This is a genomic window from Mesorhizobium sp. M4B.F.Ca.ET.214.01.1.1 (assembly GCF_004791545.1).
GTDB classification, from domain to species: domain Bacteria; phylum Pseudomonadota; class Alphaproteobacteria; order Rhizobiales; family Rhizobiaceae; genus Mesorhizobium; species Mesorhizobium abyssinicae.
In genome coordinates, this window is the sequence record NZ_SRUX01000005.1 from 31117 (window position 1) to 51902 (window position 20786).

The 20786-nt window shown below is 65.8% G+C and carries 22 protein-coding genes; 10 read left to right on the forward strand and 12 right to left on the reverse strand.

The features are described 5' to 3' along the window. Window positions 1-3: 3 nt before the first annotated feature. Together EN857_RS11765 and EN857_RS11770 are read right to left on the reverse strand one after the other, a co-directional pair. Window positions 4-1791 (reverse strand): alpha/beta fold hydrolase, encoded by a 1788-nt coding sequence (locus EN857_RS11765; protein WP_135858656.1) that lies wholly within the window; start codon window positions 1789-1791, stop codon window positions 4-6. After that, a complete protein-coding gene (locus tag EN857_RS11770; RefSeq protein ID WP_135858657.1) occupies window positions 1784-2371 on the reverse strand; it encodes an amino acid synthesis family protein in 588 nt (195 codons plus the stop codon). The genes EN857_RS11765 and EN857_RS11770 overlap by 8 nt, the downstream gene beginning before the upstream one ends. Before the next feature lie 241 nt (window positions 2372-2612). Here EN857_RS11770 and EN857_RS11775 point away from each other — a divergent pair, with 241 nt between their 5' ends. Continuing rightward, complete coding sequence (locus EN857_RS11775) at window positions 2613-3290, forward strand: GntR family transcriptional regulator (RefSeq protein ID WP_127285730.1); 678 nt, start codon at window positions 2613-2615, stop codon at window positions 3288-3290. 65 nt (window positions 3291-3355) lie between these two features. On the opposite strand, the gene EN857_RS11780 is transcribed toward EN857_RS11775, so the two are convergent. Together EN857_RS11780 and EN857_RS11785 are read right to left on the reverse strand one after the other, a co-directional pair. Continuing rightward, complete coding sequence (locus tag EN857_RS11780; protein ID WP_127392302.1) at window positions 3356-3661, reverse strand: hypothetical protein; 306 nt, start codon at window positions 3659-3661, stop codon at window positions 3356-3358. 218 nt (window positions 3662-3879) lie between these two features. Continuing rightward, window positions 3880-4911, reverse strand: a complete 1032-nt coding sequence (locus EN857_RS11785) for a hydroxyacid dehydrogenase (RefSeq protein WP_127392301.1) — start codon at window positions 4909-4911, stop codon at window positions 3880-3882. A gap of 142 nt (window positions 4912-5053) precedes the next feature. On the opposite strand from EN857_RS11785, the gene EN857_RS11790 reads away from it, so the two are divergent. The 5 genes from EN857_RS11790 to EN857_RS11810 all read left to right on the forward strand — a co-directional run bounded on the left by EN857_RS11790 (window position 5054) and on the right by EN857_RS11810 (window position 9962). Then, complete coding sequence (locus tag EN857_RS11790) at window positions 5054-6127, forward strand: LacI family DNA-binding transcriptional regulator (RefSeq protein ID WP_127392307.1); 1074 nt, start codon at window positions 5054-5056, stop codon at window positions 6125-6127. Window positions 6128-6202: 75 nt separating this feature from the next. Beyond that, window positions 6203-7192 (forward strand): substrate-binding domain-containing protein, encoded by a 990-nt coding sequence (locus EN857_RS11795; protein WP_245493492.1) that lies wholly within the window; start codon window positions 6203-6205, stop codon window positions 7190-7192. 147 nt (window positions 7193-7339) lie between these two features. Beyond that, a complete protein-coding gene (locus EN857_RS11800; RefSeq protein WP_127311935.1) occupies window positions 7340-8326 on the forward strand; it encodes an ABC transporter permease in 987 nt (328 codons plus the stop codon). Continuing rightward, the gene (locus EN857_RS11805; protein WP_127311936.1) at window positions 8323-9099 is read left to right on the forward strand and encodes an ATP-binding cassette domain-containing protein; all 777 of its coding nucleotides are present in this window, start codon (window positions 8323-8325) and stop codon (window positions 9097-9099) included. Before EN857_RS11800 ends, EN857_RS11805 begins: the two co-directional genes overlap by 4 nt. 5 nt (window positions 9100-9104) lie before the next feature. Next, window positions 9105-9962, forward strand: coding sequence for a sugar phosphate isomerase/epimerase family protein (locus EN857_RS11810; protein WP_127287229.1), 858 nt, complete (start codon window positions 9105-9107; stop codon window positions 9960-9962). Window positions 9963-9981: 19 nt separating this feature from the next. Here the strand turns inward: EN857_RS11810 and EN857_RS11815 are convergent, their stop codons facing one another. The 8 genes from EN857_RS11815 to pcaQ form a co-directional block, all read right to left on the reverse strand. Then, the gene (locus EN857_RS11815; RefSeq protein WP_135858660.1) at window positions 9982-11427 is read right to left on the reverse strand and encodes an aldehyde dehydrogenase; all 1446 of its coding nucleotides are present in this window, start codon (window positions 11425-11427) and stop codon (window positions 9982-9984) included. Window positions 11428-11472: 45 nt separating this feature from the next. After that, complete coding sequence (locus tag EN857_RS11820; RefSeq protein WP_127390950.1) at window positions 11473-12258, reverse strand: coniferyl-alcohol dehydrogenase; 786 nt, start codon at window positions 12256-12258, stop codon at window positions 11473-11475. Between the two features lie 2 nt (window positions 12259-12260). Then, window positions 12261-13322: a branched-chain amino acid ABC transporter permease gene (locus EN857_RS11825; RefSeq protein ID WP_127390951.1), complete on the reverse strand. Its 1062-nt coding sequence runs from the start codon at window positions 13320-13322 to the stop codon at window positions 12261-12263. Beyond that, complete coding sequence (locus EN857_RS11830) at window positions 13319-14215, reverse strand: branched-chain amino acid ABC transporter permease (RefSeq protein WP_127390952.1); 897 nt, start codon at window positions 14213-14215, stop codon at window positions 13319-13321. The genes EN857_RS11825 and EN857_RS11830 overlap by 4 nt, the downstream gene beginning before the upstream one ends. Next, window positions 14212-14940: an ABC transporter ATP-binding protein gene (locus EN857_RS11835; RefSeq protein ID WP_127390953.1), complete on the reverse strand. Its 729-nt coding sequence runs from the start codon at window positions 14938-14940 to the stop codon at window positions 14212-14214. The genes EN857_RS11830 and EN857_RS11835 overlap by 4 nt, the downstream gene beginning before the upstream one ends. After that, window positions 14937-15671, reverse strand: a complete 735-nt coding sequence (locus EN857_RS11840) for an ABC transporter ATP-binding protein (RefSeq protein WP_281015716.1) — start codon at window positions 15669-15671, stop codon at window positions 14937-14939. Before EN857_RS11840 ends, EN857_RS11835 begins: the two co-directional genes overlap by 4 nt. A 31-nt stretch (window positions 15672-15702) precedes the next feature. Then, on the reverse strand, window positions 15703-17019 hold the full coding sequence (locus EN857_RS11845) for an ABC transporter substrate-binding protein (RefSeq protein WP_127390955.1): 1317 nt from the start codon (window positions 17017-17019) through the stop codon (window positions 15703-15705). Window positions 17020-17202: 183 nt separating this feature from the next. Then, the gene (pcaQ, locus tag EN857_RS11850; RefSeq protein ID WP_127390956.1) at window positions 17203-18120 is read right to left on the reverse strand and encodes a pca operon transcription factor PcaQ; all 918 of its coding nucleotides are present in this window, start codon (window positions 18118-18120) and stop codon (window positions 17203-17205) included. A gap of 92 nt (window positions 18121-18212) precedes the next feature. Between pcaQ and pcaD the strand changes: the two genes are divergently transcribed. Genes pcaD through pcaG form a run of 4 tightly spaced genes read left to right on the forward strand, consistent with a single transcriptional unit; the run spans window position 18213 to window position 20778 of the window. Then, entirely contained in the window at window positions 18213-19022 is an 810-nt protein-coding gene (gene pcaD / locus EN857_RS11855; RefSeq protein WP_127390957.1) for a 3-oxoadipate enol-lactonase, read from the forward strand. Then, the gene (gene pcaC, locus EN857_RS11860; RefSeq protein ID WP_127390958.1) at window positions 19015-19419 is read left to right on the forward strand and encodes a 4-carboxymuconolactone decarboxylase; all 405 of its coding nucleotides are present in this window, start codon (window positions 19015-19017) and stop codon (window positions 19417-19419) included. Before pcaD ends, pcaC begins: the two co-directional genes overlap by 8 nt. Beyond that, window positions 19412-20164: a protocatechuate 3,4-dioxygenase subunit beta gene (gene pcaH, locus EN857_RS11865; protein ID WP_127390959.1), complete on the forward strand. Its 753-nt coding sequence runs from the start codon at window positions 19412-19414 to the stop codon at window positions 20162-20164. The genes pcaC and pcaH overlap by 8 nt, the downstream gene beginning before the upstream one ends. Then, window positions 20164-20778, forward strand: a complete 615-nt coding sequence (pcaG, locus tag EN857_RS11870; protein ID WP_127390960.1) for a protocatechuate 3,4-dioxygenase subunit alpha — start codon at window positions 20164-20166, stop codon at window positions 20776-20778. The genes pcaH and pcaG overlap by 1 nt, the downstream gene beginning before the upstream one ends. The last annotated feature ends 8 nt before the right edge of the window (window positions 20779-20786 follow it).

Consider the following 20786-nt stretch of genomic DNA (forward strand, 5'->3'; position numbering starts at 1 on the left):
GTCTCACCCGTGGCCGGAATGGATTGCTGCTGACGGCGCGGCCTTGGCGAGCGGCCGGACCTCACCTTCGACCTCATTGCCGACATAGACGCCGAACTGGTCCTCGGTGCGCTCGCGCGCATAACGGGCGAGCATCGAGCGCACCGCCGGATCGGCGATCTTGAGATCGGCCATCCGGTCGATGTCGACAAGCCTGATCTGGCCGTCGCCGGACAGCGGGGCGCTCACCGTGCCGCGATAGTAGACATGGGTGCGCGAGGCGTCCGTCGCATCGTCCCAGACCGCGTAAAGGAAGCCAAGATCGGCGTCGATCGCCTTGGCGGCAAGCTTTCCCCTCAGGCTGCGGGCATCGTTCGCGGCGCCGAGGCCATGACCGGCCGGCAATTGGTGGGAGCCATCCGCCGCCTCGAGGAAGAGCACGCGGCCTTCGCTCTCGAGGATGGCGCCGACTTCGGTTCCGGGCGGGGCGGCGGCAAGCGCTTCCTGGCTGAGGCCCGGCGTGACATAGGCGCCCCGGCAATAGCCCAATGGCTGCGCGCCGTTGTGGGTGAAATCGTGGACCCGGCCGATGAGGATCGAATGGTCGCCGCCATCCACCAGTTGCTCCATGTCGCAATCGAAGACCGCGACGGAACCGTCGATCACGGGATTTCCCGTCTGGCCCGGCTGCCAGATCACCGACGCGAACTTGTCGGCCGCCTTGGAGGCGAAAATGCCTGACGCGGCCTTCTGGTCTTCCGACAGGATGTTGATCGCGAACCCCCTGGAGGTCGAGAAGGCTTGATGCCCCAGCGCCTTCTTGGCGATGCAGACAAGCACCAGCGGCGGCTCGAGCGAGACTGAGGTGAAGGAGTTGGCGGTGAAGCCGCGCGGGTCGCCTGCCTCGTCCACCGTGGTGACGATGGTGACGCCGGTCAGGAAGGAGCCCAGCGCGCGGCGGAATTCGATTGCGTCGAAAGCGGCCTCGGCGCTTGCGGCAACGTCGGCCGTCCGGTCGAGAAAGGCCGTGATGTGCTGAGTCACTTTCTTGGGCGAAGCGATTGTCATCATGTGCTTTTCTCCGCTCAGCACCAGGCATTGTCCTGATGGCGCGAGCCGCGCCATGGCGGCGGACATTGCGGGCGTGGAATTGCGATCCTCCGATCCGGTCATGAACAGTGCCGGCGCGGCAAGTGCGGCCAGGCGATCGACATGGGCCGTGTCGGCGCTGGCAAAGAGGCGATAGGTGCGGGCGTAGCCTTCGGCATCGACGCCTTCGAGCGCGGTTTGCGCGGTCGCGGCGGCGTCGGCCAGATCCGGCGGGATCGGATCGCCGAACCAGCGCGCGATCGTCGCGGCGATGGCCTGGGGATCGCCATGGCCGCCGAGTGCCGCCGCCCGTTCGCGCACCGCTTGCGCAAGTTCCGGCGGGCGGCGGAAGACGGCGTTGAGGCAAACGACGGAACTGACACGCGACGGGGCGCGCAACGCGATCTCCTGTGCGACCAGCGCGCCCATGGAATGGCCGACGACCGCGACGCGGTCGAGGCCGAGATGGTCGAGCAGGCGGATCGCCTGGTCGGCGAAGTCCGGCAGCCCGGCATCCTGCGGCGGCAGCGGCGAGCCGCCATGGCCGAGCATGTCGATGGCGATCAGGTCGAAGCGGTCCTGCATCAAGGCGATCTGCGGCTGCCAGATCGCCGCGCCCATGCCGACGCCATGGATCAGCAGAACCGGCGCTCCGGACCCGGCTCGCATGAAGCCGGTGCCGTCGGGAGCCTTGCCCAGGGCCAGTGCGGCGGCGTCAGCCATGCAGATCCCCGAGCTCCTTCAGGTCCTGGTAGCGGTCGCCGATGCGATGATGCGGGCGGCCGCCGATCGACGCGCCGAGCGCCACCACCAACTCGTCGGGCGCCGGTGCGTCGCCGATCTGGAAATGCACCGTGAGATAGTGCGAGCGGCGACCCTCATCGTTCTTGTCCATAAGCGGGATCATGATCGGCGTGTTCGGCCCGCCGCGCAGATTGGTGAAGGCGAGATAGGTCTTGGCGCCGACGGCGCGGCGATAGTGGTTGCCGAAATGCAGCGTGTGGATCAGCGCCGAAGCGTGCTCGACTTCGCCCGACGTGCCGCAGATGGCGGCTTTGCCGTAGCCTTCGATCGCTTCGCCGGAGCCGGCGACGCCAATGATCTCATTGGTCAGCGTTTCGCCGAGCACCGGGGCGACGGCGCGGATCTCGGGCGACAGGTCTTCGGTGAAGCCGCGTCCGGCCCACGGGTTGGTCAGCACCGCTGCGACGCCGATCAGGCGCAGCGGCCGGGGCGCCGCCTTGCCGCCCTCGATCAGCGTGTTCTCGACATAGGTCACGATCTTGCGAATGTCCGGTTTCATGAAATTCCTCGGACGAAACGGCGCGATGCGGGTTCGTCATTTTTTATCGTGTCTTATGGTATACCATGATATGGAGAGCCAAGAACCTTGTCAACCGGCCATGGAATCTGTTTTTGTGGCGACGCCAGAGTGCCTCGCCGTTCCATGGAAACGGAGACCCGCTCTAACTCTTTATTTTGACGCAACTCCTGACGGAAAACCGCTTCACACTTTTCCTGGAATTGCCCTAAGGGCGGAAAAAATGGCTGACGACACGCTTCGGATCGACCGCTCTGCCAAGACGCTGCGCACACTGGCGCTGGAGCGCATGCGCGAGGCGATCATGGATTTCCATTTCCAGCCTGGCGAAAGGCTGGTCGAGCGGCCGCTGTGCGACCAGCTCGGCGTCAGCCGTTCGGTGGTGCGCGAGGTGTTGCGGCAACTGGAGGCCGAGGGCCTGGTGCAGATGGTACCGGGCCACGGACCGGCGGTGGCCAAGCCCGACCTCGGCCGTACCGACGAGATCTACGAACTGCGCGCGCTGCTGGAAGGCATCGCCGCGCGAGCCTGCGCGACGTCGGCCACCAAGGAACAAATCGCTCTTCTCGACGCCGCCCTGGAAAAGCTGCTCGAAGCCTGGGCCTCGGGCGCCCCGGTGGAGGTCATGCGGGCGACGGCCAGCTTCTACGAGGTGCTGTTCGAGGCCGCCGACAAGCGGATCGCCTGGGAGATCGTCACCGGGCTCAATGTTCGCATCAACCAGCTGCGTTCGATGACGATCGCCTCGGAAAACCGCCGCGAGCCGGCGATCAACGAGATGAACGCGATCATGGACGCCATCAGGGCGCGCAAGCCGGAAGAGGCGGAGGCGGCGGCGCGGCGGCATGTCGAATCCGCCTGGCGCATCGCCCGCGATGCGCTTCGGCTGCGATCGCTGTAGGGTCCGACCAGCAAGAAAACGGCCCCGCAAGCGGAGCCGTTTCATCCATTGCGATGTCGGCAGGTTTACTTGCTGCCGCCGTTAGCCTTGACGCTGCTGCAGAACTCCGGATGGGTGTTGGTGGGATTGGCGTTCTTCGACTCGTCGTCGCAGGCCGTCATCATCGCCATCTGGTCTTCTGGCGTCAGCGCCTTCCAGGCCTTCACGAAGTCATCGCTGCTGACCATCGTCTTCATGCTGGAGTCGGTATAGAAGGGCTGCATCTTGGCCGGGTCGTCGAGTGCCGACGTGCCGGTGTTTCCTGCAGCCAGCGCCGAGCCGGCGACCATCGAAATCGCCATGGCGCCCAGGCCTATCATCTTGATGTTCACGATATAATCCTCCTGTTGCTTTGGGGATCGTCGAAGCAACGATCGAAGGCCAAACGACAGGTCTGGACGAAAGTTCCACGATGAGGCGATTAGAGAGACGATAATTCTGTCGAAACAGGATCCGGCGCAAATTGAACCTTTTCGGTCGCCCCACGTTCGATTCAATTGTACTCCGCCGACGCCTGCAATGACGTTGCGCGGTTACCGGGAATTCGTCCTCAGTTCTTGTCGACCGGCTTCGATCGCATCCTGGAAACCGTCTCGCGTTCCGCCCGCTTGGAGCGCAGCGGCGGCAGCCCGCGGTCGATCAGGTCCATATCCTCCAGCACCATGTCGCCCATGCGCTTAAAGGCGACGTCGAGCGCGCCGGCGCGGTGCGCGGAGCGCAGGAAGCCGGGCAGGGTGCGCATCGGATGGTCCCTGGCCAGCGGCTCTTCCGGAAAGACATCGCTGGCGGCGACGATCTGACCGCTGCGAACCGCCTCCATCAGCGCCGGGAAGTCGACGACACCGGCTCGGCTGAGCAGGATAAAGGCGGCGCCCTTGCGCATTTTCGCGAAGGCCTCTGTGCCGAGGAAGCCCTGGTTCTCGCTGGTCACAGAGGCGACGACGAAGACGAAATCGCTCTCCGACAGCACCTTGTCGAGCGAGGAGGGCTCGACGCCGTTGTCGATGAGGATCGACGGAGGCAGCCAGGGATCGAACACCCTGATCAGGGTGCGAAAGCCCGTCAGCAGACGGTTCAGCGCACGGCCGAGATCGCCGAAGCCGATGATGCCGACTTCGGCGCCGGAGAGGAGCCGCGCGGTCGAGTTGCCGTCGCCGCCCCACAGCTCCTTGCCCTGCCGGAAGGCAAGGTCGGCATCGACGATGCCGCGTGCCAGGTTGAGCGCCATGGCAAGGCCGAGCTCGGCGACCGGTTCGGCGAAGACCAGGCCGGTGGTGACGACATGGATGCCGCGGGCAAACAGTGTGTCGTAGGGCATGTTGTTGACGAGATTGGTCTCGACGTTGAAGACGCAGCGAAGCGCCTTCATTTTCTCCAGCGTCTCGGGAGCGAGCGGCGGCTGGCCGACAATGTAGCGCGCCTCGGCAAGCACATGCGCCGGCAACCCGGCGACACCTTCGGGCGTTGTTTCCACGATGCGATATCGCTTGCGAAAGAGCGCCAGTTGCGGTGGTGTGAAGATCAGCTCGAGCGTGCGCGGCTCGGGTGCGCTGATGACCAGCGGCAAGGCATTGTTTGACATGATGTTTCCTCCCGGCGTTGCCGGATCGTGCCACTCACAGCGGTGTTTTACTCCGGATTAAACGATTTACAACTGCGAAAAATCGATTTATCCATTGCACTGGCGAGGTGGCATGCGGCAACCCGCCCTTCGGAGCAGGATGATGGCGCATCGGGAGACCCAGCAGCGGCGTCCGTCGATCCACGACGTGGCAAGCCGCGCCGGCGTGTCCGCCGCCACCGTCTCCAAGGTTTTGGCAGGCGTCACCACGGTGAAGCCCGAAAATGCGCAGCGCGTCTTCGATGCCGTCGATCTCCTCGGTTACCGTGTCGATCCGCTGGCGTCCGACATGCGCCGGGCCAAGCGGCGCATCATCGGCGCCATCATGCCAGAGTTCGAAAGCGAGTTCTTCGGCCAGATGGTCAGCGAGCTCGAGGCGCTCGCCGAGCAGCGCGGTTTCACGCTGGTCGCCGCCTCCAGCCGTGAGTCGGAAGCGCGCGAAAAGGAGATCCTGGCCCGCATGCACGACTGGCGCGTCGCCGGCATCGTGCTGGCACCGGTGCGCAACGAGCATGGGCCGGCGGCCGGCTTCATGAAAGCCAACGGCATGACCGGCGTGCTGATCGACCGCGTGCTCGCCGACGACGCATTCGATACGGTTTCGGCCGACAGCGCCGCGGCAAGTGCGGAGGTGGCGCGCGCGCTCGTCGGCAAGGGCCATCGCCACATACTGGTCGTCGGTCTCGGCCAGCAGGCGGCAACGGTGCGCGCCCGCCTCGAAGGGTTTCGCGCGACCGCGCTGCAACTGGTGCCCGACATCCGCATCGACGTCGTGCTTGCCGAAAGCGAGGTCGAGCCGCTGCGGACGCTGCTCAGCGACTATTTCAGCGAGGGTGCCAATCGGGGTGAACGCCCGACGGCGGTCTATTCGCTGTTCCTCAAAGGCACGCTGGTGGCGCTTTCCGAATTCCGCCGTCGTGGCTGGCATTGCCCGGACGACATCTCGCTGGTCGGCTTCGACGACGCCGAATGGATGCAGGTGACCTGGCCGGCGATCGCCGCCGTGGTGCAGCCGGTGCGCGAGATCGCCAGCAATGCGATGGACGTGCTGTTTCGCAGGATCGAGGGGGAGGGCGGCCCGCCCAGGGCGCGGCTCGAGCCCTGCAAGGTCTTGATGCGGGAATCCGTTGGCTCGCCAGGCAGCGGCCCGCATTCGGGGGGAGGAAGCCGACAATAGCCCCCATTGTCGAAAACCGAGTGGCGCCGCACCTGGCTTTGGCTCGTGGCGCGTGACATCAACAGGGAGGAAAACGTGACAGCATTCGTTCTGAAGATAAATCGATTTACGATGGCCTTGGGCATCGCTCTGGCGATGTCGGCAGTAGGCGCCGCCAAGGCCGAGGACGGCGAATACGGCGTGCTGATGAAAACGCTTGCCAACCCGTTCTGGGGCGCGATGGGCCAGGGCGTAGAGGACGGCGCCAAGGAAGCCGGGGTGAAATATTTCCAGCAGGCCGCCGAGAGCGACCAGGCGGCCGAGCCGCAGCTCAACCTCTGCAACACGATGCTGGAGCGCAAGCCGGTGGCGATGATCACCGCGGCGATCAACTCGACCAACCTGTTGCCCTGCCTGAAGGCGGCGCAGGATGCCGGCATCAAGGTGGTCGACCTCGACGGCAATCTCGATCCGGCGGTGCTCGACAAGGAAGGCATCAAGATCACCTTCCGCATCGGCTCCGACAATGTCGCGGCCGGCGGACAGGGCGCAGAATATCTAGTCTCCAGGCTCGGTAAGGACGCCAAGGGTCCGGTGCTGGTGATCGAGGGCCTTTCCGGCAACATCACCGGTCAGAAACGCGCCACGGGTTTTGCCGACAAGCTCAAGGAACTGGCGCCGGGGCTGGAGATCGTTGCTTCGCTGCCCGGCGACTGGGATCGCGGCAAGGCGGCCTCGATCGCAACCGATACGCTGACCGCGCATCCTGACCTGGTCGCCATCTTCTCCGCCAATGACACCATGGCGCTCGGCGCTGTGGAATCGGTCTATGCGGCCGGCAAGGGTGAGCAGGTGACGATCATCGGCGTCGATGGCAATTCGGATGCGGTCAAGTCGATCAAGGAGGGCCGCCTCAACGCTTCGGTGGCACAGCTCCCCTATCTGGTCGGCAAGCAGGCGGTCGAGAACGTCAAGAAGGCGCTCGCCGGCGAGAAGGTCGAGGAGAGCATCGCCGTGCCTACCTTGGTGCTGACCAAGGAAATGCTCGACGCCGGCAAGGAGCCGATGCTGCAATATGTGAAGTGAGCTGGGAATAGGGAATAGGGAATAGGCAGTAGGCAGTAGGCAGTAGGGGAGTAAGCGGTTCGCATCGCTTCAGATCGCTCCTTAATCCACTACTGCCTAATCCCTACTGCCCTACTGCCTAACGGCCGCTCTCAAAGGTGCAAAGACATGGCTTCTGAACAGCCCGGTTTCTGGGCTCGGGTGCAGCGCGCATCCGTCGAACGGCTCCACATCAGGCTGGAGTCGCTGCTGGTGCTTGTGGCGCTGAGCGGGGCGATGGCGCTGCTGTCGCCGTTCTTCCTGTCGCTGAGCAATTTCCTCAACATCCTGCTCGCGACATCGACGATCGGCGTGCTGGCGATCGCCGCCACCTTCGTCATCGGCTCGGGCGGGCTCGACCTGTCGCTCGGCTCGGTCATGGGCCTTGCCGGCGTGGCGGGTGCCTTCGTCGCGGTCAATCTCGGCTGGCCGTCGGTCTTCGCGCTCATCGCCTGCATCCTGGCCGGCGGCCTTGCCGGCTACATCAACGGGCAGCTCGTCACCCGCGCCTTCGTGCCGGCCTTCATCGTCACGCTCGGCATGCTCGGCTTGGCGCGCGGCCTGGCGCTGGTCATCTCGCAAGGCAGGGCGATCTACGGGCTGCCGTCGGCGATCGTCTATATCGGGCAAGGGAGGCCGTTCGGCATCCCGATGCCGGTGATCATCCTGGTGCTGACGGCGATCGTCGCGCATTGCGTGCTCGCCTACACACGCTTCGGCCGCCACACGCTGGCGCTGGGCGACAGCGAGGGCGCGGCGCGCGCCGCGGGCATCCGCGTCGAGCACCATCGCCGCATCATCTATACGCTGTCCGGCGCGCTCGCCGGGCTCGCCGGCCTGCTGTTCACCGCCCGCGTCAATGCCGGCGACCCGACCGCCGGCATCAACTACGAGCTCACCGCCATCACCGCGGCGATCATCGGCGGCACCAACCTGTTCGGCGGCCGCGCCTCGATCCTCGGCACGATGATCGGCGCGCTGATCATGGGCGTCTTGCAGAACGGGCTGACGCTGCTTGCCGTGCAGTCCTATTACCAGCAGATGGCGATCGGCGCGGTGCTGATCCTTGCCGTCTTCATCGACCAGTACCAGGTTCGGAAGGAGTCGCGCGTATGACGCTTCTTTCGCTTCAAGGCATCCGCAAGAGCTTCGGCGCGGTCGACGTGCTGCACGGCGTCGACCTCAAGGTCGCTGCCGGCGAGGTGGTCGGGCTGGTCGGCGACAATGGCGCCGGCAAGTCGACGCTGATGAAGACCATCACCGGCATCTACCGTGCCGATTCCGGCTCGATCGAATTCGACGGCAAGGACATCCTTGGGCTCGACCCGGGCCAGCGGCGCGAGCTCGGCATCGAGATGATCTATCAGGACCTGTCGCTGGCCAAGCAGCAGGACGTGGCCTCGAACATCTTCCTCGGCCGCGAGCCGACGAAACGAGTGTTCGGCCTGTTTCCCGGTTTCGTCGACAAGGCGGCTATGGACCGCGAGGCGACGCGGATGATCGAGCGGCTCGGCGCGCGCCTGCCGTCGATCAACCGTTCGGTCGGCTCGTTCTCGGGCGGCCAGCAGCAGACGGTGGCGATCGCTCGCGCGCTGACCTTCAACCCGAAGCTCGTGATCATGGACGAGCCGACCGCTGCGCTTGCGGTGCGCGAGGTGCAGAGCGTGCTCGACCTGATCCGCCGGCTGCGGTCGGAAGGCATCGCCGTCATCCTGATCTCGCACCGGCTGAACGACGTGCTATCGGTCACCGACCGCATCGTCGTGCTGCGTCACGGCCGCGCCGATGCCGACCTCGTCACCAGCAAGACCAACATGAACGAAGTCGTCAGCCGCATCGTCGGCGGCGGCGATGTCAGCGCCGCGGCGGCGCACGAACAACGAGGCTAGAGCTCATGAACACTTTTGGACTGCACACTTTCGCCATCGCTCCGGTCTGGGACCTTGCCCGCATCGAGCCGCAGATGGACCGGCTGAAGGAACACGGCATCGGCCTGATGGAAATTCCGCTGCTGCGCCCTGAGGAGATCGACACCAAACGCACGCGGGGCTTCGCTACCCACTATGGCGTCGAGCTGATCCCGTCGCTCGGCCTGCCGCGTTCCCTCGACGTGGTCGAGCGACCGGACGAGGCGCTCGACTTCCTGCAGCCCGCCTTCAAGGTCTGCAACGAGGTCGGCAGCGAAGCGCTCGGCGGCGTCACCTACGGCACGATCGGCAAGACCACCGGCCGGGCGCCGACGCGCAAGGAGATCGACGGCATGTGCCGCTTCCTCGAACGGGCGGCGAAGTCGGCGAAGGCGCGCGGGCTGAAGCTCGGCATCGAGCCCTGCAACCGCTACGAGACGCATCTGATCAACCGCGGCATCGATGCGGCCCGGATCATCGAGCGCATCGGCGCCGACAACATCTTCATCCATCTCGACACCTATCACATGCATATCGAGGAGGAGAGCTTTGCCGCCGGCTTCGAGGCGGCCGCACCCTTCCTCGGCTATGTGCACGTGTCGGAAGCCAACCGCGGCGTGCCGGGGCGCGGCATGATCAACTGGGCGGCCTGCATGAAGGCGATCGCCGACATCGGCTACGAGGGGCCGATCACGCTCGAAAGCATGAACCATGTCGACGTCGACATCGCCGGCGGACTGGCGGTGTGGCGCCCGGTGGCTGAAGACCCGCGCGACGTCATCGAGGTCGGCCTGCCGTTCCTGCGCGACGAGGCGAGGAAGGCAGGGCTGAGCCTCGGCAGATAGAAGGTCGCCAGGCTCTCCGTCAGAACGGGTAGTGCTGGCCGGGATCCTCGATCGTCACCCAGCGCAGGTCGGTGAATTCGGCGATCGAGGCCTTGCCGCCGAAGCGGCCGTAGCCGGAACCTTTGACGCCGCCGAACGGCATCTGCGCCTCGTCGCCGACGGTCGGGCCGTTGATGTGGCAGATGCCGGCCTGAATGCGGGCAGCGACCGCCATGGCGCGCTTGATGTCACGGCTGAAGACGGCCGACGACAGGCCGTATTCGGTGTCGTTAGCGACGCGCACCGCCTCGTCCTCGCCCTTGACGCGAATGACTGGCTTGACCGGCCCGAAGGATTCTTCGGCATAGACGCGCATCGAAGGCGTCACGTGATCAAGCAGCGTTGCGTCCACCACTGTGCCGGTACGCTTGCCGCCCGCGACGAGCTTCGCACCCTTGGCGACGGCGTCGGCGACCAGTTCCTCCATCTTGTCGGCGGCCTGGCTGCTGATCAGCGAGCCAAGCACGACATGGCCGCGCGGGTCGCCGGCCGGAAGCTGCGCGGCGCGGGCGGCAAGCTTGGCGACGAACTCGTCGGCGACCTTCTCGTCGACGATCAGCCGCTCCGTCGACATGCAGATCTGGCCCTGATGCATGAAGGCGCCGAAGGTCGCGGCGTTGACCGCCGCGTCGATGTCGGCATCGTCAAGCACAAGAAGCGGCGCCTTGCCGCCAAGCTCGAGCAGGGCCGGCTTGAGATGGCGCCCGGCGAGCTCGGCGATGATGCGGCCGACCTTGGTCGAGCCGGTGAAATTGACGCGCTTCACCGCCGGATGCGCGACGAGCGCCTCGACGATGCCGGCGGCATCCTTCGGGTCGTTGGTGACGACATTGACGACGCCCTTCGGCAGGCCGGCCTCGACCAGCACCTGGCCGATCAGGCGATGCGTGCCGGGGCACATCTCGGAGGCCTTGAGCACCACCGTGTTGCCGCAGGCGAGCGGCATCGCCAGCGCGCGGGTGCCGAGAATGACGGGTGCGTTCCAGGGCGCGATGCCGAGGCAGACGCCGGCCGGCTGGCGGATCGCCATGGCAAGCGTGCCCGGCTTGTCCGAGGGGATGATCTCGCCCGAGATCTGCGTCGTCATGGCGGCTGCCTCGCGCAGCATGTTGGCGGCCAGCATGACGTTGAAGCCGGCCCATGGCCCGGTCGCTCCGGTCTCCTCCATCATCAGCCTGGTGAATTCGCCGACCTTGGAGGCCATCACCTCGGCGGCCTTGGAAAGCAAAGCGCGGCGCTCGCCTGGGCCCGTCCGCGACCAGGCCGGGAAAGCCGCGGCAGCTGCGTCGACGGCGGCATTGGCGTCGGCGATGCTGGCGGCGGCGGCGCGCGTCGCCAGCTTGCCGGTGAAGGGGTCCAGGCGGTCGAAGGAAGCCTTGCCCGTTGCAGTCCTTTCGTCGCCGTCGATCAGAAGTCCGATATCCATTTGGTCTCTCCCTCGCCCCCGGCGGAGCGTTGCAAAAGTTGGAAATTAGAAGCCGAGCACCTCGGCGTTGATCGAGGCCTCGAGGCCGCCGTCGACCGGCACGTTGGCGCCGTTGATCCAGCGCGCGCCATCCGAGCACAGGAACAGCACGACCGGCGCGATATCGCCCGACGTGCCGGCACGACCCACTCGCGAAATATCGCTGTCGACGCGGTCGTCGCCGAGCACGGCGCGGAACTGCTTCAGGATCGGCGTCTCGACCGGGCCTGGGCTGACCGCATTAACGCGGATGCCGCGGCTCTTGAAACGCTCCTGATGCGCGGCGCGGAAGGTCCACAGCAGCAGAAGCTCCTTCGAGACCGGATAGCCTTCCTCGTTCTTGACCGCATGGTCGGCGACCACCCTGGCGACATCGGGAAAGCCCTCGGTGCCGATCATCGAAGCGGCGCGGTTGAGATTGGCGCGCCAGCCGAAGCCGGCGATCGAGGCGACGTTGACGATGGCGCCGCCTTCGCGAAGCTTCGGCGCCAGAGCCTCGGAAAGCGCACGCAGTCCGTAGAAATTGACGGCGAGCGTCGACACGGCGCCGGTGTTGCCGGAAAGGCCGGCGACGTTGCAGAGCGCATCGAGGCGCTGCGGCAGCCGTGCCACCAGTTCGTCGACGCCGGCCTTCGACGAGATGTCGGCCTTGACGAAGCTGCCAGCACTTGCTGCTGGCTCACGCACGTCGACGCCGATCACGTCGGCGCCAAGTTGACCGGCGAGTTCCGCCGTGCGGGCGCCGATGCCGGAGGCGACGCCGGTGATGAGGATGGTCTTGCCGAAAAGCATGGTCAGGCCTTCTCCCGAGATGTCGTTGTCTGTGCCGGCGAGGCCGTCTCGCCCGTCGTTAGGGTCGCGTTGACGGGAATCCTGACGCTATAGCCGACGGGCAGCAGCCGAAGCCCAAATCGCTCCTCCAGGGTTCCCCACAGGCCGCGCGGCAACAGCAGCGAGAAGGCGAGCGCTGTGGCGCCGAGGCCGATCAGGTACCAGACGCCGGCGCCGCCGAACCAGGTCTCGATGAGGAAGAAGAGCAAGGCGCCAAGGATTGCGCCCTCAAAGGTGCCGATGCCGCCGACCAGCACCATGAAGATCATGTAGGCCGTCCACTGGACGCTGAAGTAGGTCTTCGGCTGGAAGGTGATCGAGGTCGCCAGCCACAGCGCGCCGGCAATGCCGATGCCAAAGGCGGCGAGAACGAAAAGCAGCCGCTTGGTGCCGGTAACGCGCACCCCGACCGAGGCTGCCGCATCCTCGTTGTCGCGGATGGCGCGGATGGCGGCACCCGTGCTGCCGCGCAGCAGGCCGAACAGGACGGCAAGCAGGGCGGTCATCGACGCCAGCGCCAGCCAGTAGATCGCCACGCGTCTGGTCGAAGCGTCATAGACGTTGAGCGAGATCAGCGACGTGCCGGTCTCGCCCTGCACCAGCCGGTCGAGGTTGACGAGGAGATGGGTCAGCGCCGCGATCACCCACATGCCGATAGCGAACTCGCCGTTCCTGAGCCGCAGCATGAACAGCGAGATCGGCCAGGAGACAGCGCCGACGACGATCGCCGAAACGAAGAGCGCGACGAAGGGATTGAGGCCGGCATCCGCCAGCCGGATGCTGAAATAGGCGCCGAGGCCGAAGAACACTTGCTGGCCGACCGAGACCAGTCCGCCGAAACCGGCGAGCGCGTTCCACATCGCCGCGAGGATCACATAGATGAACAGCGCGGTCATGCGGTCGACGGCGCCTGCCGACAGGAATTGCGGCGCGATCGCCAGCAGCGCGATGATCAGGGCCACCGCGATCGCGGCAATGCGCGAGGCGGCGGTGCCGCGCTCGATGACAGGGGAGGCGGCGCTCATGATGCCTTCCCCGCGGGCAGGCGCAGCAGGCCGCGCAGGCCGAGGCCGGAGGTGGACAGGCGTATGAACAGCGCGATCAGGAACGCGACATGGCCGCCGATCAGGAAGCCCTGCGGATGCACCTGGGCGCCGAGCGTCTGGGCGAGCGCCAGCACGATGCCGCCGATCAGCGTGCCCCACAGTGAGCCGGCGCCGCCGATGACCGCCGCCTCGAAGGCGAACAGCAACTGCGGCGCGCCGGCATAGGGATCGAAGGTGGCGCGCATACCGAGGAAGGCGCCGGCGAGGCCGACCGTCACCATGGCGATGGATGCGGCGACCGCATTGGCGCGGCGCGCATCGATGCCGACCAGGCCGGCCGTATCAGGGTCCGCCGAGGTGGCGCGGATCGCGCGGCCAAGGCCGGTGCGGGTGAGGAAGAGCTGCAGCCCGCCAAGCAGCCCCACGGCGGTGACGAAAATGATGACCGCGAGCTTGCCGACATAGATGCTGCCTGGCCATTCCCAGGAATCGTAGGAGAGGCTGCCGATAAAGGGCGCCAGCGAGCGCGTGTCGGCGCCGAACTGCTCGAACAAGAGATTGTCGATGACGATTGCGAGGCCGAAGGTCGTCAGGATCGGCAACAGCGCACCGCCACGCGCGCTGCGTTCGAGCAGGAAGCGCTGCAAGGCCCAGCCGATCGCGGCCATCAGCGGCAGGACGATCAGCAGTCCAAGGAAGGGTGAAATGTGGAAGCGCGAGGCGAGCAGCCACAGCGCGAAGGCAGACAGCACGGCGAGGCTGCCATGGGCGAGGTTGATGATGCGCATCACCGAAAACATGAAGGAGAGGCCGCAGGCGATCAGCGCGTAGTAGCCGCCGAGCAGGATGCCCTGGACGATCTGGTTGGTCATGCCGGCACGCCTCCGGCGGCTTGCCGGTGCAGGCCGAAATAGGCCTTCGTCACTTCGTCGCGCGACACGCTCTTGCTGTCTCCCGCAAGCGCGATCCTTCCCTCCAGCATGCAGATGACCTTGTCGGAGACGGAGAGGGCACGGTTGAGATCCTGCTCGACCAGGATGATCGTCGTGCCGGAACTGATCAGGCCGTGCAGCGAGGCGTATACGCGGTCGACGACCAGCGGCGACAGGCCGAGCGAGACCTCGTCGAGCAGCAGCAATTCCGGATTGCTCATCAGCGCGCGGCCGATAGCGGTCGCCTGCTGCTCGCCGCCGGACAGATGGCCGGTCCTTGAATGGCGGCGCGGCTTGAGGTTGGGAAACGTGTCGAGCACCTTGTCGACGCTCCAGTCGCCGGGGCGGCCGGCCGTCTTGCCGAGCAGTAGGTTTTCCTCGACCGTCATCTCGACGAACAGTTTCCTGCCTTCGGGCACCAGCGCGATGCCCATGCCGACTCTGCTGTGCGAGGGCACCCCGGAGAGGTCGGCGCCGTCGAACCGCACGCGACCCGATGCCTGCGGATGCGCTCCGGCAATGGCGCGCAGCAGCGTCGTCTTGCCGGCGCCGTTGGCGCCGACCAGCGCCAGCGTCTCGCCGCGCTCGACGGTGAAGCTGACGCCGCGTACCGCCTGCAACAGGCCGTGGCGGACAACGAGATCCTCGACCGAAAGCAGGCTCATTTCGGGCCTCCGCCGAGATAGGCGCTGATCACCTGCGGGTTGGCCATTACCGCTTGCGGATCGCCGTCGGCGATGATCTTTCCGGCATCCATGCAGATCAGTCGCTCGGCCACCTGCAGCAGGATGTGGACGATGTGCTCGATCCAGACGATGCCGATCTTGCGGCGCCGCAATTCCCTGATGGTCTCGACCAACTCGCCGGCCTCGCCGTCGGTCAGGCCGCCGCCGATTTCGTCCAGCAGAAGCAGCGTCGGCCTGGCAGCGAGCGCCCGGGCGAGTTCCAGCCGCTTGCGGTCGAGCAGGCCGAGCGTCTCGGCGCGCCGGTTGGCAACGCCCAGCATGCCGCAGAGTTTCAGCGAGCCAAGCGCTTCCTCATAGGCTTCGTCGCGCTTGAGGCCGGCGCCATGCGAGGCGGCAACGAAGACGTTCTCAAAGGTGGTCATGCCGCCGAAAGGCTTCGGCACCTGATGCGTGCGCACGAGGCCGAGGCGGCAGCGCGCTGTGGCCGGCAGCGCGGTGACGTCGCCGCCTTTGAAGGCGACGGTGCCGGCACTGGGCGGATAGGCGCCGGACAGCACGCTGAGCAATGTCGTCTTGCCGGCGCCGTTCGGGCCGACAATGCCGACCGCCTCGTCGGCTCCCATGGCGAAGTCGATGTCGTCGAGCACCACCAGCGCGCCGAAGCGCTTGTGGATGCCGGCGGCATCGAGGATCGCAGCGTTGGGCAAAATGGTCACGATGCGAACCCCGTCAGCAGTCCAATCAGCCGTTGTACGGCTGCAGCTTGGCTTCGACCGGCACCTTCGGGTCGGTGGCGTTTTCGGTCACGACATAATCGAGCGGGAACTTGCTGCCTTCCTTCGCCGCCACCCACTGCGTGCCGATGATCGGGCCGGGCGAGACGTTGGCGACGGGGCCGCTGGTGAAATCGACCTTGCCGATCATCGTCTCGGTGTTGAGCGCGCTCAGCGCCTTGGCGACCGCCGCCTTGTCCTTGGCGTCGGTGCTGGACTTCAGCGCTTCGAAGCCGGCGTCGAGCAGCGACATCGTGGCGCCGAGCTGCTGCGTCCACTGCTTGCCGCTCGCCGCTTCGTAGCCGTCGGCCAGCTCGGTCCCGGAAACACCAGTGAGCGGCGACTTGTAGGGGAAGGCCTTGTGCCAGTAAGCGGCGCTCGCAATCTTCATGCCGAGGTCGCCGAGCGCCTCGATGTCGGACGGGAACAGGCCGGTCTTGGCGACCTGGGCGATCTTGATCTGCCGGGTCAGGCCCTGCTGCGCCGCCTGGCGCCAGAAGGCGGCGAAATCCGGCGGGATCGGGAAGGAATTGAAGATCTCGACGCCTTCCTGCTTGAACAGCGCGATCTGCGAGGAATAGTCGGTGGTGCCGGTCTCGTAGGCGCCGGGGTCGACGATGGTGAAGCCCTGCTTGGCGAGCAGCGGCGCAAGATGGGCACGGATGGCATTGCCGTCGGCGTCGTTCGGATACATGACGCCGACCTTCTTGTTGGTCTCGATCAGATTCCACTGCGAGACATAGGCCTTGAAGAATTCGTCGACGCCGAAGCCGAAATGATAGGTCCATTTGAACGGCGAAGGCTGGCCCGGCTTGGCGCCGCGGCCGAAATACCAGGCTTCCCACGGCATGACGGTGGACAGGCAAGGTACGCCGGCCGCTTCGCAAGCATCGGCTACGGGGTTGATCACCTCAGGCGTCGAGACGGCGAGCATCAGGTCGATGGCCTGGTTGTTGATCAGGTCCTTGGCGAGTTGGCCGGCGCGGGAGGGATCGGATTGCGTATCCTGATCGAGGATCTCGACACTGTATTTCTTGCCGCCGAGCTCGATGCCATTGGCGAGCGCCTTGCGGGCGAGGTCGAGCACGTAGCCGTCGGTCTCGCCGAAACCGCCGAGAGGCCCGGTGCGCGGGCTGACGAAGCCGACCTTCAGGGTGTCCGCGGCCTGCGCGAAGGCCTTGCCGCGGCCGAGCGCAAGAGCCGCGCCGCCGGCCACCGAAGTGGCAATGAACTGGCGTCGCGACATGCCGGCGACAACGGGTTTGCTGCCGATAGTCCTGGTCATCTGCTCCTCCCTCCGTGGCCGTCCCCGTATGGGCCGGTACCGGTTTTCCGGTGCCGCCAGACAGGGCTCGGCCTTGATCCTCCACGGTCACATTGCACTAGCGGTTTGGTTCGGTAAAATGATATTTTGCGGTGTTTCATTAACCCATAGGTTACGAAAGGCCACGCCGAACGGAGTCCGTTGTCAGGCGTTATGCCGCGCCGCCTCGCGGATCGTCTGCAGCAGGATGGAAAAGGCCGGCGAGGGGGCAGTGTCGGTGCGCATGGTCAGGCCGACCGGTCCCTTGGTCTCCTCGGTGTCGACCGGCAAGGCGACGAAGGCGCCGCTGGCGATCTCGTTGGCGACGACGCCGGCCGAGATGATCCACACCGCGTTGCTCTGGCGCATGAAGGAACGGCCGAAGGAATCCGAAACGGTCTCGATTTCGGTGGCCGGCGCGGTCATGCCATTGGTGATGAACAGGCGGTCGACGAAGGGGCGGATGACGGACTCCCGCGTCGGCATCAGCACAGGGAATTCGTCGAGGCGGGCGAAGATGTCCGCCCCCGGTTCCGACAGCGGGTGTCCGGCCCGCACCACGAACAACACCTGTTCGGAATAGAGATGCTCGAAGAAGAAGCCGGTCATGTGCTCCGGCGCCGCCAGCCGGCCGACGACGAGATCGAGCGCGCCGACGCGCAGCTGTTCCAGCAGCACCGCGTTCTCGCCGGTGACGATCTTGAGGGCGGCGCCCGTGTTCTCCCCGAGGAACAGGCTCATGGCGAGCGGCATCACCCGCGCCGACACCGTCGGCAAGGCACCGATGCGGATCGGATGGCGGTTGATGGCGCCGTCCTGGCGGACGGAATCGACGCCGCGCTTCAGTGCCGTGATCGCCGTGCCGGCATGGCCGAGGAAGATCTCGCCGAGCCGCGTGACGCGGATGCCGCGGCCGTCGCGCTCGACGACGGCGATGCCGAGCGCCTCTTCCAGCTCGCGCAAGGTCTTGGTCACGGCCGGGGCGCTGACATGCAGGAACTCGGCCGCCCTTGCCACGCTGCCTTGTCGCGCCACTTCGAGAAACGCTTGCAGGTGTCGGAAGCGGATGCGGCTTTCGGCCATGGTTCGATAACCTCGGAGTTAATGAAACGCCGCAAAATATCATTTTACCGAACCAAATACCTAGTGCAAGCTAACATCGGAGGATCGAAATCGTGCCATTCGTCAGCATTGGCGGCGTTACGCTGCACCACCGCTACAGGCCGGGGACTGGCAATGCGTGCCCGATCATATTCATGAATTCGCTGGGGACCGACTTCCGGATCTGGGACGAAATTGTCTCGCTGCTCGGCGATGAAATGCCGACGCTCGTCTATGACAAGCGCGGGCACGGGCTGTCCGACATCGGCGGCGTCAGCTCGATCGACGATCATGTCGATGACCTCTGCGGCCTCGTCGATCACTTCGGCCTTGCCAAGGTCGTGCTGTGCGGCCTGTCGGTCGGCGGCCTGATCGCGCAGGGCTTCCATGCGCGGCGCCCCGAAAGCGTCGAGGCCCTCATCCTGAGCGATACGGCGCACAAGATCGGCACGGCCGACAGCTGGAACACACGCATCGCGACGGTCGAAAGCAAAGGCATCCAGGAGATCGCCGACGCCGTGCTCAAGCTGTGGTTCACCCCTGCCTTCCACGCGGAGCGTTCGGCCGATCTCGACGGCTGCTGGAACATGCTGACCAGGCAGCCGCTCGCCGGCTATATCGGCACCTGCGCTGCCGTTCGCGATGCTGACTTCACCGAGGCCGCGCGCCGCATCGCGGTGCCGACGCTTTGCGTCGTCGGCGACCAGGACGGCTCGACGCCGCCCGACCTCGTGCGCTCGCTTGCCGATCTCATCCCTGGCGCGCGCTTCGAGATGATCCGCAATGCCGGCCACATTCCCTGCGTCGAGCAGCCCGGGCCGTTTACCAGGCTGATCCGCGATTTCGTCGCATCGCTTCCCAGCGGAAAACAAATCCATGGATGACATTTCCAAGAACACAACCCGATACCGGACCGGACTTGAGGTCCGGCGATCCGTACTCGGCGATCCCCATGTCGACCGGGCCGAGGATGCGGCCACCGATTTCGACCGGCCGTTTCAGCACCTGATCACCGAGGCCGCGTGGGGAACGGTGTGGGCGCGGCCGGGCTGGTCGAAGCGCGAGCGCTCGATCGTGACGCTGGCGCTGCTTGCGGCACTCGGCCATGACGAGGAGGTGGCCATGCATGTGCGCGCCACCGCCAACACCGGCGCATCGCGCGACGATATCTGCGAAGCCTTTCTGCATGTCGCGATCTATGCCGGCGTGCCGGCCGCAAACCGCGCCTTCAGGATCGCCAAGGAGGTGTTCGCGCAGATGGACGAGAATGCCCATGCCTGAGCCGGGCTCCAACCGGGCGCCGGAGACCGGCGCCTTCTTCCAGCGCGATCGCCTTTGGCATCCGACGGCGCTGACGCCCGCCTATAAGAGCTCGGTGCTGCGCTCGCCGCAAAAGGCACTGCTTTCCTTCGACAATACGCTGTCGGAACTCACCGGCCCGGTGTTCGGGCACGCCATGCTCGGCGAATTGGACAACGACCTGATCCATAATTTCGCCACGCCTGGCGAGAGCGCCATCGGCGAGCGCATCATCGTGCATGGACGGGTGCTCGACGAACGGGGCAAGGGCGTGCCGGGCGTGCTGCTTGAATTCTGGCAAGCGAATGCCGGCGGCCGCTACCGCCACAAGAAGGACGGCTATCTGGCGCCGCTCGATCCGAATTTTGGCGGCTGCGGCCGCACCATCACCGGCGATGACGGCGGCTACGCCTTTCGCACCGTCAGGCCGGGACCCTATCCGTGGCCGAACGGTCCGAACGACTGGCGCCCTGCCCATATCCATTTTTCGGTGTTCGGCAAGGGTTTCGCGCAGCGGCTGATCACGCAGATGTATTTCGAAGGCGATCCGCTGATCTGGCGCTGCCCGATCGTCGGCGGCATTTCCGACAAGGCAGCCATCGAAGCGCTGATTGCAACCCTCGACATGCAGTCGACGATCCCGATGGACGCGCTCGCCTACAAGTTCGATATCGTGCTGCGCGGACGTCGCTCGACGCTGTTCGAGAACAGGCCGGAGGGCAATTGATGGCGCAATCGCTCGACCGGCTGAAGGAAAGCCCTTCGCAGACCGCGGGACCCTACGTTCATATCGGGCTGACGCCGAATTTCTGCGGCATCGGCGGCGTCTATGAGAGCGATCTTGGCTCGTGCATGGTCAACGGTGAGACCAGGGGCGAGCGCATCGAGCTGCGTATCCGCGTTTTCGACGGCGCCGGCGCGCCGCTCAAGGACGCGCTGATCGAGATCTGGCAGGCCGATGCCAGCGGGTTCTACAATTCGCCGGCCGAATTGCGCGGCGCGGCCGATCCGAACTTTTTGGGCTGGGGCCGGCAGCCGACCGACATGGAAACGGGCGCCTGCCTGTTCCAGACGATCAAGCCAGGCCGCGTGCCGTTCCGCGACGGGCGGCTGATGGCGCCGCACATCACGCTGTGGATCGTGGCGCGCGGCATCAATATCGGCCTCCATACCCGGCTCTATTTCTCGGACGAGGAAAAGGCCAATGGCGAGGATCCGATCCTTGCCCGCATCGAGCATCGCTTGCGCGTCCCGACGCTGATCGCCGAGCGCCAGGGCGACACCTACGTCTTCGATGTCCACCTGCAGGGCGACAAGGAGACGGTCTTCTTCGACAGCTGACCGGCCTG